Annotated in this window: 15 protein-coding genes; 12 read left to right on the top strand and 3 right to left on the bottom strand. The window is 71.3% G+C overall.

Annotation, left to right across the window (positions count from 1 at the left end; genetic code table 11):
• The first annotated feature begins 153 nt into the window (after nucleotides 1–153).
• From JCO01S_RS14375 to JCO01S_RS14350, 6 genes are all read left to right on the top strand, one after another.
• Nucleotides 154–435 (top strand): BMC domain-containing protein, encoded by a 282-nt coding sequence (locus JCO01S_RS14375; RefSeq protein WP_068257239.1) that lies wholly within the window; start codon nucleotides 154–156, stop codon nucleotides 433–435.
• 42 nt (nucleotides 436–477) lie between these two features.
• On the top strand, nucleotides 478–1,128 hold the full coding sequence (locus tag JCO01S_RS14370; protein WP_068257237.1) for a microcompartment protein: 651 nt from the start codon (nucleotides 478–480) through the stop codon (nucleotides 1,126–1,128).
• Nucleotides 1,118–2,146, top strand: coding sequence for a phosphotransferase enzyme family protein (locus JCO01S_RS14365; protein ID WP_084342954.1), 1,029 nt, complete (start codon nucleotides 1,118–1,120; stop codon nucleotides 2,144–2,146). The genes JCO01S_RS14370 and JCO01S_RS14365 overlap by 11 nt, the downstream gene beginning before the upstream one ends.
• 43 nt (nucleotides 2,147–2,189) lie before the next feature.
• Nucleotides 2,190–2,969: a 3-oxoacyl-ACP reductase FabG gene (gene fabG / locus JCO01S_RS14360; protein ID WP_068257235.1), complete on the top strand. Its 780-nt coding sequence runs from the start codon at nucleotides 2,190–2,192 to the stop codon at nucleotides 2,967–2,969.
• An 80-nt stretch (nucleotides 2,970–3,049) separates the two neighbouring features.
• Complete coding sequence (locus JCO01S_RS14355; protein ID WP_218002287.1) at nucleotides 3,050–3,844, top strand: GntR family transcriptional regulator; 795 nt, start codon at nucleotides 3,050–3,052, stop codon at nucleotides 3,842–3,844.
• A 42-nt stretch (nucleotides 3,845–3,886) separates the two neighbouring features.
• Nucleotides 3,887–4,441: a nucleosidase gene (locus JCO01S_RS14350; protein ID WP_068257233.1), complete on the top strand. Its 555-nt coding sequence runs from the start codon at nucleotides 3,887–3,889 to the stop codon at nucleotides 4,439–4,441.
• 15 nt (nucleotides 4,442–4,456) lie between these two features.
• Here the strand turns inward: JCO01S_RS14350 and JCO01S_RS14345 are convergent, their stop codons facing one another.
• Complete coding sequence (locus JCO01S_RS14345; protein WP_068257231.1) at nucleotides 4,457–5,512, bottom strand: acyltransferase family protein; 1,056 nt, start codon at nucleotides 5,510–5,512, stop codon at nucleotides 4,457–4,459.
• 174 nt (nucleotides 5,513–5,686) lie between these two features.
• Here JCO01S_RS14345 and JCO01S_RS14340 point away from each other — a divergent pair, with 174 nt between their 5' ends.
• Nucleotides 5,687–6,097, top strand: a complete 411-nt coding sequence (locus tag JCO01S_RS14340) for a tetratricopeptide repeat protein (RefSeq protein WP_068257229.1) — start codon at nucleotides 5,687–5,689, stop codon at nucleotides 6,095–6,097.
• Nucleotides 6,098–6,125: 28 nt separating this feature from the next.
• Here the strand turns inward: JCO01S_RS14340 and fumC are convergent, their stop codons facing one another.
• Nucleotides 6,126–7,529, bottom strand: a complete 1,404-nt coding sequence (gene fumC, locus JCO01S_RS14335; RefSeq protein WP_068257228.1) for a class II fumarate hydratase — start codon at nucleotides 7,527–7,529, stop codon at nucleotides 6,126–6,128.
• Nucleotides 7,530–7,548: 19 nt separating this feature from the next.
• Between fumC and JCO01S_RS14330 the strand changes: the two genes are divergently transcribed.
• On the top strand, nucleotides 7,549–8,886 hold the full coding sequence (locus JCO01S_RS14330) for a spinster family MFS transporter (protein WP_169796967.1): 1,338 nt from the start codon (nucleotides 7,549–7,551) through the stop codon (nucleotides 8,884–8,886).
• A 149-nt stretch (nucleotides 8,887–9,035) separates the two neighbouring features.
• On the opposite strand, the gene JCO01S_RS14325 is transcribed toward JCO01S_RS14330, so the two are convergent.
• Complete coding sequence (locus JCO01S_RS14325; protein WP_218002286.1) at nucleotides 9,036–9,635, bottom strand: TetR/AcrR family transcriptional regulator; 600 nt, start codon at nucleotides 9,633–9,635, stop codon at nucleotides 9,036–9,038.
• A 91-nt stretch (nucleotides 9,636–9,726) separates the two neighbouring features.
• On the opposite strand from JCO01S_RS14325, the gene JCO01S_RS14320 reads away from it, so the two are divergent.
• The 4 genes from JCO01S_RS14320 to JCO01S_RS16455 all read left to right on the top strand — a co-directional run.
• Nucleotides 9,727–10,884, top strand: a complete 1,158-nt coding sequence (locus tag JCO01S_RS14320; RefSeq protein ID WP_068257220.1) for a sterol desaturase family protein — start codon at nucleotides 9,727–9,729, stop codon at nucleotides 10,882–10,884.
• A gap of 18 nt (nucleotides 10,885–10,902) precedes the next feature.
• Nucleotides 10,903–11,700 carry a hypothetical protein gene (locus tag JCO01S_RS16465; RefSeq protein ID WP_369407302.1) on the top strand — a complete coding sequence of 266 codons (798 nt, stop codon included), beginning with the start codon at nucleotides 10,903–10,905 and terminating at the stop codon, nucleotides 11,698–11,700.
• Nucleotides 11,631–11,906, top strand: coding sequence for a hypothetical protein (locus JCO01S_RS16460; RefSeq protein WP_369407301.1), 276 nt, complete (start codon nucleotides 11,631–11,633; stop codon nucleotides 11,904–11,906). Before JCO01S_RS16465 ends, JCO01S_RS16460 begins: the two co-directional genes overlap by 70 nt.
• On the top strand, nucleotides 11,795–12,405 hold a 611-nt coding region (locus JCO01S_RS16455; protein WP_369407300.1), incomplete at its 3' end, for a molybdopterin-dependent oxidoreductase. The genes JCO01S_RS16460 and JCO01S_RS16455, both read left to right, overlap by 112 nt.

Below are 12,405 nucleotides of genomic sequence, written 5' to 3'. Positions count from 1 at the left end.
CCCCCCCGCCGGTGGACGCGCTGATTATCGGCTCGATCGACGACCCCGCCGAGGAGGCCGCCGGCAGCCGGCCCAAGAGCGCGCCCCCACGCACGCGCTCGACCTGATCCGCACAAGACCCCTCCAGTACACACACGAACAAGGAGCACCATCATGGCCAGCAACGCAATCGGGATGATCGAGACCAAGGGCTTCGTTGCGGCGCTCGCCGCCGCCGACGCCATGGTCAAGGCCGCGAACGTCACCATCACCGACCGGCAGGAGGTCGGCGACGGCCTCGTCTCGGTCGTCATCACCGGCGAGGTCGGGGCCGTCAAGGCGGCGACCGAAGCCGGGGCCGAGACCGCCGCCCAGGTCGGCGAGCTCGTCAGCGTCCACGTCATCCCCCGGCCGCACCAGGACTTGGGCAAGCACTTCGACGTCTCCCAGGGATGACCTGCTGATCCCCCACTCACGACTCACCTGGAGGTGACGGCCGTGGCCGACGCCAACAACCCGCGGGCCGAGCTGCGCGTGTACCTGCTCGTGCAGGACCTGCAGCCCCAGTTCGCCGCCTACCTGGGCACGCCCACCCGCGCCCGCGGCTATCCCCCCTTTGCCGGGGACCACGCCCTGATCATCGAGGTGGCCCCTGCCCTGGCGATCCAGCGCGTCATCGACCTGGCGCTGCGCGAGGGGTCGGGCGTGGAGCCGGGCATCCTTTTCGTGGAGCGGCAGTTCGGGGTGCTGGAGATCCACGGCCGCAACCTGGACCGGGTCAAGTCCGCCGGCTCGGCCATCCTCGCCGGGCTCGAGGCCACCGCTGCCGACCAGCTGCGGCCACGGATCCTCTACCACGACGTCATCGAGGAGGTCAGCGACCAGCACGCGGTCATCCTCAACCGCAACCGGCAAGGCTCGATGCTCATGCCCGGCGAGAGCCTTCTCGTGTACGAGATGACACCGGCCCTCTTCGCGGCCGTCGCGGCCAACGAGGCAGAGCGGGCCGCCCCGGACATCACTGTGGTGGACGTGCAGATGATCGGGGCCGCGGGGCGCCTCTACATCGGTGGGCCGGCCACGGACGTCCAGGCCGCGCGCGACCGGATCACCCAGGTCCTCGGGGAGGTGGAGGGCCGTGACCACTGAACCGCGCGGTGTCGTCTCCGCACGCACGGAGGAGCAGGAACGGCGTGACGACGTCGTCTCCGTAGAGGCGCTGGCGCACTACGGCTTCTCCGACGAGGTCCGACACGAGCTGATCACCCTCTCCGAGAACGCGACCTACCGGGTGGATGACCCCGGCACCGGGCGGACCGGCATTCTGCGCGTGCACCGGCAGGACTACCACTCCCTCCGCTCAATCCAGTCCGAGCTGGACTGGCTCACCGCCCTGCGCGCCGAGACCGACGTCCGCACGAACATCATCATCCCCACGAAGGTCGGGGACCGGGTGTACGTGACCGAGGTCGACGGCGTCGAGAGATACGCCGTCATGTTCGAGGTGATGTTTGGGAAGGAACCCGACGGGCGGGTGTTGCACGCCACGAGCTTCCGCACCCTCGGCGAGATCACCGCGCAACTGCATCGACACGCCCGTGCATGGACACCGCCCGAGGGCTTCCGTCGTTTCTCGTGGGACTGGGAGCACACCCTCGGCGGGTCGCCGCGCTGGGGCCGCTGGCAGGACGGGATCGGCATCGGCGATGCCGAGGTCGACCTCTTCGGCCGTGCCGCCGAGATCGTCCGGGAGCGGCTGGCGGAGTTCGGATCCGGGCCCGACCGGTACGGGCTCGTGCACGCGGACCTGCGCCTGGCGAACCTGCTCGTCGACGGAGACCAGGTCAACGTCATCGACTTCGACGACTGCGGCTACTCCTGGTACCTGTACGACTTCGGCACGGCCGTCTCCTTCATCGAGGACGACCCGCGTCTGCCCGAATGGCAAGACGCCTGGGTCGAGGGCTACCGCAGCGTCGCCCCGCTCTCCGAGGAGGAGGTCGCCATGCTGCCCACCTTCGTGATGCTCCGCCGCCTGCTGCTGGTCGCCTGGATGGGATCGCACTCCCACGCCCAGGAAGTGCAGGAGCAGGGCGCAGCATTCACCACCGGCACCCGTCGGCTGGCCCGGCAATACGTCGACTCCGACGGCTCACGGGTCACCTAAGGCCCACCACACACCGACCACCACAACGAAGTGAGGTCCACTCATGTTCACCCCCCTCGAAGGCCGCTCCGTCATCGTCACCGGCGGCAGCCGGGGCATCGGGCGCGGCATCGCCACCTGCTTCGCCCGGGCCGGCTGCAAGGTCCTCATCGCCAGCCGGGACCGAGTCGCCGCGGAGGAGACCATCCGGGACCTGCAGGACAAGCCGGGCACGGTCTCCCACGTCGCCGTCGAGGTCAGCGACCCGGACCAATGCGCCACGATGGCCGCGACGGCCGTCGAGCGGCACGGTGGGATCGACATCCTGTGCTCCAACGCGGGCATCTTCCCCACGGCCAAGCTGACGACGATGAGCCCCGATGAGCTCCAACGGGTGATGTCGGTGAACTTCTACGGCACGGTCTACACCGTCCAGGCCTGCATGGAGGAACTCAAGAAGTCCCGCGCCGGCCGCGTCATCATCACCTCCTCGATCACCGGACCGATCACCGGGTTCCCCGGCTGGTCCCACTACGGCGCCAGCAAGTCCGCCCAGCTGGGCTTCATGCGCACGGCCGCGATGGAGTTCGCGCCCTCGGGGGTGACCGTCAACGCAATCCAACCGGGAAACATCGCCACTGAGGGCCTGGACGGCCTGGGTGAGGAGTACCTGCGCCAGATGACCGAGGCCATCCCGCACGGACACCTCGGCGACGTGGAGGACATCGGCAACGCCGCCCTCTTCTTCGCCAGTGAAGAGGCGGGGTACATCACGGGTCAGTCCATCGTCGTCGACGGCGGCCAGATCCTGCCCGAGTCAGCGGAGGCGATGGACGAGATCTGACCTCCAATGCCCTGCCTGGCGGTCGGATACGCTGAGCGAGAGGCGGTACCACCGGGGCGCACGAAGGGAGCGGATCGGGCGTGACGACAGCAGGATCCGCGGTCGAGGCCCTGCGCCGGACCCTCTTGGAGGAGATGGATTCCGGCACGCTCGCGGCCGGTACGCGCTTGGGCAGCGAGCGCGAGCTCGCGACTCGTTACGGCGTGAGCCGCGGGACCCTACGTCAGGTGCTGGCCACCCTCGAGAGCGCCGGTCTCATTCGCCGCGTCCCCGGCCGCGGCGGAGGCACCTTCGTCAGCCACCCGAAGGTCGAGCGGGACCTGGCCGAGGTACACAGCCTGCCCCGGCTGTTGGCCAGGCAGGGGTACGACGCCGGCACCCGGGTGATCAGCACGCTCATGACGACCCCCTCCGACCGGGTCCGTACGGCACTGGCGCTCGAAGAGGAATCGCTCATCGTCACGGTGACCCGGCTTCGCCTGGCCGACGGGCGGCCGATGTCGCTGGATCAGGCCTTCTTCCCCGTGGACCGCTTCCCCGGTCTCCTGGAGAAGCCGCTGGGCGGCTCCCTGTACGAGTTGCTCGCTCGAGAGTACGGGGTCGAGCCCGACGACGCCGAGGAGGTCATCGAGGTCGTGCACGCCACCGACAAGGAGGCGGCCATGCTGTCGATCTCGGTGGATGCCCCGCTGCTGTTGGTCCGCAGGGTCACCCGGGACACCGACGGTCGCCCCTTCGAGTACTCCAAGGACCTCTTCCGCAGCGACCGCACCAAGATCCGGATGCGGACCCCGGCCCGGGACATCCGCCGCACGACCGACGACGACAGCAACGTCGTCGAGCTGTGGCGCGGTGAGGAGTCCTGGACGGGTTGAGCCGCCGAGGCCCCCTGGGCGTCGCGGCCCTACCCTGCAACCATGCACACACTCGTCGTCGCCGCGGTCGAGTCCGAGGCCGCCCACGTCCCCGAGGGCATGGACCTGCTGATCACGGGGGTCGGCAAGAGCCTCGCAGCGGTCGCGGTGACCCGCGCGATCTGCGAGCACCCGCGGAGGGATGAGCTCGTGGTCGTCAACATCGGCACCGCCGGCGCCCTGCGGGACAACGTCACCGGCCTGCACGAGATCGGGACGGTCGTCAACCACGAGATCTCGGCGGAGGCGATCCGCGAGATCGGGCTCGACCCGCGCGAGGTGATCGAGCTGCCCGGCGAGAGGGACGCGGTCCTGGCCAGCGGGGACGTCTTCGTCACCGACCCGGCGGTGCGTACCGCCCTGGCCAAGCGGGCCGACCTCGTCGACATGGAGGGCTACGCGATCGCGCTGGCCGCCACCGAGCTCGGCGTGCCGGTGCACCTGGTGAAGGTGGTCAGCGACAACGCCCACGAGACCGCGCACGACTGGTCGGCAGCCGTGGACGGGTGCGCGCAGCAGCTGGGTGCCTGGGTGCACGAGTTCGCTGCCACAGCCTGAGCGCGCGGGACTCACTCACCCGACGCGATCGGTCACCACCGCCATGGCGCGCTCGACCGGGCCCCGCCCGAGCAGCCGCCACCAGGTCCAGCAGCCCAGGACGGTGAGCAGGAGGACGCCGCCGGCCACCACCGGCCAGCGCTCGCTCGCCCCCTGCAGGCCGAGGGCCCGGCTGGCGAGGGCGATGAGACCGACGTGCACGACGTAGGCGGTCAGAGCGAGGACACCCACCGCACGCACCGGTGCCAGTGCCGTGACGACACCCGAGACCGCCGGAGCCCGGGCGAGCAGCAGGATCACCCCGAGGGCACAGCCGGTCAGCGCCACGTCCAGCAACGCGTCGGGGACACCCCCGGACACCACATCGCTGACGCCGATCCCCCACCCCGCGAAGCGCAGCAGGACCACCGCCACGAGTGCCACCAGGCCGGCCACGAGGGAGGCGAGCGCCTCCCTTCGCCCCAGTCCGCGGCGCGCGAGGACGGCACCGATGAGCACGAAGGGGAGCAGACTCACCAGCCGGTAGTGCGGGGAGAGCACCACCCACTGGAGCACCTGGTCCACCCATGCCTCGGAGTACACACGAGCGGGATCCAGCACGGCCCGGGCGGCGGCGTTGATCGCCGGCCCGGCCGCGAAGGTCACTGCTGCGGCAGCCGTGAGCAGCGGGAGAGGCAGGAGGACCAGGGACGCGGCGACCACGAGCGTGACGCCGAGGGACTGCAGCACGATCGCCACGAAGGTGTCGAGCTGCTCCAGCCCCACCCCGACGAGGACGAGCAGGAGGCCACGCACCACGTTGCGCCGCACGAAGGGGGCCCCCGCCACCCGCCGGTCCGGGCGGGTGAGCACGATCCCGGCGGAGATCCCCATGATGACCGCGAAGAGCGGGGAGGCGACGTTGTTGACCGCGAGGAGGGCCAGCCTGACCGGGACGGTCTCGACCGGGGCCCAGACGCGCACGTGGGCGATGACCATGCAGACGACGGCGATGCCGCGCACGAGGTCGACCCCGTGGTCCCGGCCACCCGTCCAGGGCAGAGCCCGGGGTCGGGCGGGCGCGATGGTCACCGGCGCTCCTCATGGTGGGTGGGCTGCGCGTCACCCTAGCGAGAGCGGGCTCGGTCTGCCGGGCGATGGCACCCGCACGGACGGACGAAGGGGCGACACATCCGCACCGCCCCTTCGCATGTTGCCGTCGGCCGTCAACGGATGGTTTCGCGGCGGGAGTGTGTTGCCCCGGACATGAGTACCCAGCACCCCGGATTCCACGGGTACGAGCGCTACGAACGGGCCAAGGCCCACTTCGCGCGGGAGGAGTACGCGCAGGTCGTCCAGGAGCTGGAGGCGCTCTTCACCGACCTCGCCGAGGCCCGCTCGGAGGTGGGGCAGCCGCACGTACCCGGCGAGGACCCGGTCGGCCACGGCACCGCCGAGGTCCACCTGCTGCTGGCGCGGGCCTACTTCCAGACCGCCCAGCTGCGCCGGGCCGAGGCCGCCGCCCGAGAGGTCCTCCGCGAGGCCCCCGATGACGCCTACGCCCACCTGCTGCTCGGCCGCACCCTGCAACGGGCCGGTCGCCACGACGAGGCCCGTGGCCCCCTTCGTCTGGCGGAGCTGCTCGGTGGGTACGGCTCAGGACCCGGCGATCCCTGAGGTGTGAGTCCGCGCAGCGGGCGAGCGATCAGCCGGCGCTCGGGTGGGTCATGTCGACCGGCACCACCCAGGCGTCGAAGTCCTCCCCGGAGAGGTCACCGGAGGCGACGGCCGCCTCGCGCAGGCTCGTGCCGTCCTTGTGCGCCTTCTTGGCGATCGCGGCCGCCTTGTCGTACCCGATGTGGCGGTTCAGGGCAGTGACGAGCATGAGGTTGCGGGAGAGGTTCTCCTCGATCCGCTCGGTGACCGGCTCGATGCCCACGGCGCAGTGCTCGTCGAAGGAGACACAGGCGTCGGCGAGGATCCGGATCGACTCGAGCACCGCGTGGGCGATGACCGGCTTGAAGACGTTGAGCTGGAAGTTGCCCTGGCTGCCGGCGAAGCCGACCGTCGCGTCGTTGCCGAAGACCCGGGTGGCGACCATCGTCATCGCCTCGGCCTGGGTCGGGTTGACCTTGCCCGGCATGATCGAGGAGCCCGGCTCGTTCTCCGGGATCGCCAGTTCCCCGATGCCGTTGCGCGGACCGGAGGCGTACCAGCGCACGTCGTTGGCGATCTTCATCAGCGCGCCGGCGAGGGTGCGAAGGGAGCTGCTCACCTCGACGAGGGCGTCGTGCGCCGAGAGGCTGGCGAAGAGGTTCTCCGCCTGGGTGAAGTCCAGGCCCGTCTCCTCGCTGATCTTCGCGGCGGTGAGCGCGCCGAACTCGGGGTGGGCGTTCAGCCCGGTCCCGACGGCCGTGCCACCGATGGCCAGCTCGCGGGCGCGCAGGTCCGCGTGGCGGACCGCGTCGAGGGCGAAGTCGATCTGGGCGACCCAGCCGCCGATGACCTGGCCGAGGGTGACCGGGGTGGCGTCCTGCAGGTGGGTGCGCCCGACCATGACGACGTCGCCGTACTGCTCGGCCTTCTTGTCGAGGGTCTCGCGCAGCTGGGTGACGCCCGGGTACAGGCGCTCGGCGAGGTCGAGGACGACCGCGATGTGCATGGCCGTCGGGAAGGTGTCGTTGCTGGACTGCCCCCGGTTGACGTGGTCGTTGGGGTGGACCGGGGACTTGCTGCCCATCTCGCCGCCGGCGATCTCGATGGCGCGGTTGGAGATGACCTCGTTGGAGTTCATGTTCGACTGCGTGCCGGAGCCGGTCTGGAAGACCACGAGCGGGAAGTTCTCGTCGAGCCCGCCGGCAATGACCTCGTCGGCCGCCTTGGTGACCAGGTCGGCCACGTCCTGGGGCAGCTCTCCGAGCTGGGCGTTGGCCCGGGCCGCGGACTTCTTCAGCGTGCCGAGGGCCCGGATCATCGTCCGACCCCACACGAAGGTGTCCCGCCCGATGTCGAAGTTGCCGAGCGAGCGCTGCGTCTGCGCACCCCAGTACTTGTCGGCGGGCACCTCGATGGTGCCCATGCTGTCCTTCTCCGCACGCGATTGACTCATGGCCGCCATCCTAGGAGGCATGACCCCGTCCATGGATCGCGGTGCGCTGACGCGTGGTGGGCGCGGCTGGCTGCTCGTCACACTCACCCTCGCCAACGTCATCAACTTCTACGACCGGACGATCCCGGCGGTCATCGTCGAGCCGCTCAAGGACGAGTTCGGACTGAGCGACACCGTCATCGGTCTGCTCGGCGGGTCCTTCACCATCGTCTATGCCATCGCCGGGGTCCTCCTCGGGCGCCTGGCCGACCGGGTCCCGCGACGCTTCGTCATGGCCGGCGGCCTGGTCCTGTGGAGCCTCTTCACCGGTGCGAGCGGACTCGTACAGGGCATCGTGCTCCTGTTCGTCTTCCGTCTGGCCGTGGGCATCGGCGAGGCGAGCTACGGGCCGGCGTCCAACGCCCTCATCTGCGACGCCTACGAACCCAGACGCCGCAGTCGTGCCATCAGCATCGTCTCGCTCGGCATCCCGATCGGGCTGCTCCTCGCCTTCCTCACCGTCGGGGTGCTCGTCGAGGCGACGGGGACCTGGCGGGCCCCCTTCGTCGTGGCCGCCGTGCCCGGGCTGCTCCTCGCGGCCGCCGTGCTCCTCATCAAGGAGCCGCGCCGCGGCGCCAGCGACACCGTCGAGCTGCGCGCCGAGCAGGAGGAGAGCCACCCGTATCGCACGGTGCTACGCATCCGCACCATCACGTGGCTGATGGTCGCCGGCGTCGGGCTGCAGATCCCCACCTACGGGATCGCGACCTTCATCGTCCCGCTGCTGCAGCGCTACTTCAGGCTCTCGATCGTGCCCGCCTCCATCGGTGCGGGCGCGATCCTCGGGCTGGCGGGGATCGCGGGCCTCCTGCTCGGCGGGCGGCTGGCCGACCGGGCCGCCGACAGTCACCCGTCGGGCCGGCTCCTCGTGGCCGCCGCGGGTTTCGCCGCCGCCCTGCCCCTGACGCTGGTCGCGCTGCTCCTCGGGTCCGATGCGGCCGCCCTGTTCATCGCGCTCTTCGCGGTCGGCTGGACCGGGACCCAGTTCCTCTCCGCCGTGGCCTCCCCCGCCATCGCGGACGTCACCCCGCCCGACCTGCGCGCGACTGCCATCGCCGTGTACTTCGCGTCCTTCAACCTCATCGGCGCGACAATCGGGCCGATCCTCGTCGGGGTCCTCTCCGACGCCTTCGCCACCCCCCTCGGGCAGCTCGACGCGGAGGCGGTCGGACTGCACCGGGCACTGCTGGTCATCGTGCCGATCGGGCTGGCCATCGCCGTCCTCGGCTCCTGGCGGGCGAGCAGGGCGCTCCCCCGGGACCGTGCCGCCATGGCGGTGGCCGGCGGCGCCGCCCCCTCAGCTGCTCCCGGTCGGTGACGTGGAAGTGACCCGCGGGTACGACACCACTGTGGGTCATGGAACTCCGCGATAACCGCGAGATCCCGGGGAAAGTCCGCCCGCGGGGCCACGAGAGTGGTGTTGTACCCGCGAGTCACCTACCGAGCCCCCGGTCACCCTCACCCGGGTCAGCTGCGCAGCGTCACCGCGGCCAGCAGGCGGGTGATCCGCTCAGCCATCTGCTCGGCAGAGTGGCCCTCGTGCTCCTGCCACCACTGCACCGCGGCGTCCACGATGGCCCCCCAGATGTGGTCGAGCAGGTCGTGGTCGAGCGGGTCGTCGAGACCGGCGGCCTCGAGCACGTCGCGCGTCCCGGCCGTCCCCATCAGGTGCAGCTGCTCCCGGTAGTCCGCGGCGAGCTCGGCCGCGGCCGACCCGGCGGGCAGCGTCTCGTCGTTGACGAACGCCCACGCGTGCCGGTGCTCGGCCATCGCCGTGAAGATCGCCGCGAAGGTGTCCACGGCCCGCTCCCCGGGGTCCAGGGCGGTCTGGGCGGCGGCGATCGAGGCGATCAGCACCGGGCCGACCTCCTCGAGGCAGTCCCGGGCGAGGTCCGCCTTGGCGCCGAAGACGTTGTGCACCATGGCCTTGGACACCCCGGCCCGGGCGGCGATGTCGGCCACCGACACGTTGGCGTAGCCGAAGCGGCCGAGCTCCTCGACCGCCTCGCGCACGAGCTGTCGACGACGCTCGGCGCGGGCCACGCCCTTCGTCCCGATCACACCCACGGGTCCACCTCCTGTGACGGCTGACATCTTGTCACCACCTCGAACTGACCGTAGAGTCAGTTCAGTACCGAGACCACGGCAAAGGAGCCCCATGGCACGTCCCGACCTGACCGTCCTGGCGATCCCCGCCTTCGTCGGCGCCATGGGGGCCGAGTTCTGGTGGCAGCGCAAGCACCCGGCACGCCCCGGAGAGGACCGACCCGGCGACTACGAGCTCAACGACACCATCGCCAGCCTGAGCATGGGTATCGGCAGCCTCGTGGCCCCCTTCGTCACCGGCCCCCTCGTGCGACGACTCACGCCCGGCAGGACGCGCGCCGGCACCGCGCTGCTCGTCGCGGGCCTCGCCGCCGGGGTCGCCACGACCGTCGGCGACGTGCTGCGGCAGAAGCGCGCCCACGGTGGGGAGCTGCCCGAGGCGGGCACGCTCCCCTCCGACCAGCCGGCTCCCGAGACGGTCCGCTCCCGGGTCGACGCCCTCGGCCTGATGACCTCCGGCTCGGCCGTCGCCGCCGTCGGCTCCAGCGCCGTCTCCGCCGCCTCGATCTGGGCGATGCAGACATCCGCGACCCGTCTGGCCGAGCTCAGCCCCGTCAAGCCCCGCACCGGTGCCGCCGCCTATCTCCTGGCCATCGCCGGCTGGGACTTCCTCTACTACTGGAACCACCGGATGTCCCACGAGTCGCGCTGGATGTGGGCGGTGCACGTGGTCCACCACAGCAGCGAGCGCTACAACCTCTCGACCGCGCTGCGCCAACCGGTCGCGGAGAGCTTCTCGCTGTCGGCGCCGTACGGCCTCCTGGCGCTGCTCGGCATCCCGTCGCGCTACATCGAGGACGCCCGGGCGATCAACCTCATCTACCAGTTCTGGATCCACACCGAGGCGGTCCGCTCGATCGGCTGGCTGGAAAAGGTCCTCAACACCCCGAGCCACCACCGCGCCCACCACGGCAGCCAGCGGCAGTACCTCGACATCAACCACGGCTCGATCCTCATCCTCTGGGACAAGCTCTTCGGTACCTTCGAGCCCGAGGTCGAGCGGGTGCGCTACGGACTGACTCGCAACATCGACAGCTACAACCTCGGGACGATCGCCACCCACGAGTGGCGCGACATCGCCACGGACATCGCCACCGCCCCGACCTGGTCGGACCGCGTCGGGTTCCTCCTGCGCGGACCCGGATGGGCCTACGAGCGTCGGGAGGCGCTGGCCGACCGGCCACCCGTCTCCGAGCCGATCACGGCATAGCCGGAAGGGAGTGGTCCGGTGCGACGTGGAGCGTGGGCCGCCGTCCTCGCAGGAGCGGTCGCGACGGCGCTCGGGCTGGGGGCCTCTGAACTCGTCGGCGGGCTGCTGCACCAAGGGACATCCCCCGTCACCGCGGTCGGCGAGGCCGTCATCCAGTTCGTCCCGGGCGGGGCCGTCGAGGCCGCCATCGGGGCGCTGGGGACCCTGGACAAGCCGCTCCTCGTGGCCGGGACCGTGCTCATCACGCTCCTCGTCGGCGCCCTGGCCGGTCTGCTCGCGCGCCACGTCCTCCTCGCCGGCCTCGCGGTGCTCGCCGCCCTCTGGCTCCTCGCCGGCGGGGCGATCCTGTCCGCGGGCGGCGGGAGCGACGACGTCGTCACGACCGCAGTGGCAGTTACCGTCGCCGCGGTCGTCCTCGCCCTGCTCGTCCGGCGCGTCCCGACGGGGAGGGAGGACGGTGCCCACCCGACCCGCCGCGGCTTCCTCCTGCTGACGGGAACGGCCGCCGTCGGCGCGGTCGCCCTGGCCGTGGCCGGCACGGCCATCGGTCGGGACGGCGGCTGGTCGAGGACGCCCGGGGGGCGTTGCGGTTGCCCGTCCACGAGCCACCGGTCCCGGACGGTGTCGAGGTCGACGTCTCGGGGGTCGGGCCGTGGCGGACCCCCAACGAGGACTTCTACCGGATCGACACCCGCCTCGCCGTCCCCGAGGTCGACCCGAAGGAGTGGCGCCTACGCATCCACGGGATGGTCGAGCGGGAGGTCGAGATCGACTACGACGAGCTCGTCGGTCTCGGGCTGCGCGACACCTGGCTGACGCTGACCTGCGTCTCGAACGAGGTCGGCGCCGGCCTCGTCGGCACGCGTGGTGGAGCGGAGTACCCGTCGCGCGGCTGCTCGATCGGGCCGGTGTGTCCTCGGGCGCGGACGCGGTCCTGCAGACGTCGGTGGACGGGTGGACCTGCGCGACCCCGCTGGCGGCGCTCACCGACGGGCGGGACGCGCTGCTCGCCGTCGCGATGAACGGCGAGCCGCTGCCGCTGGAGCACGGCTTCCCGGTGCGCATGGTCGTGCCCGGCCTCTACGGGTACGTCTCGGCGACGAAGTGGCTCGTCGACCTCGAGGTGACCCGCTTCGAGGACGTCTCCGCGTACTGGACCGAGCGGGGCTGGTCCGAGCGCGGGCCGATCAAGCTCGCCTCACGCATCGACATGCCCCGCTCCGGCGACTCGGTGGAGCGGGGAAGAGTCGGTGTCGGTGGCGTGGCCTGGGCCCAGGGGACCGGCATCGACCGGGTGGAGGTGCGGGTCGACGAGGGCCCGTGGCACGAGGCGCGGTTGGCCGCGGTCCCGGGCGTCGACACCTGGCGGCAGTGGGCCTGGACCTGGCCGGACGCGACGCCGGGCGAGCACCGGCTGACCGTGCGGGCGACCGACGCCGACGGGCGGCTGCAGGTCCGCCGGGAGCAGGGGGTGGTCCCCGACGGGACCACCGGCTGGCACCGCGTCACGATCGAGGTGGA

This window comes from Janibacter corallicola NBRC 107790 (assembly GCF_001570965.1).
Lineage (GTDB): Bacteria > Actinomycetota > Actinomycetes > Actinomycetales > Dermatophilaceae > Janibacter > Janibacter corallicola.
This window is presented reverse-complemented; position numbering and strand designations above follow the sequence as displayed.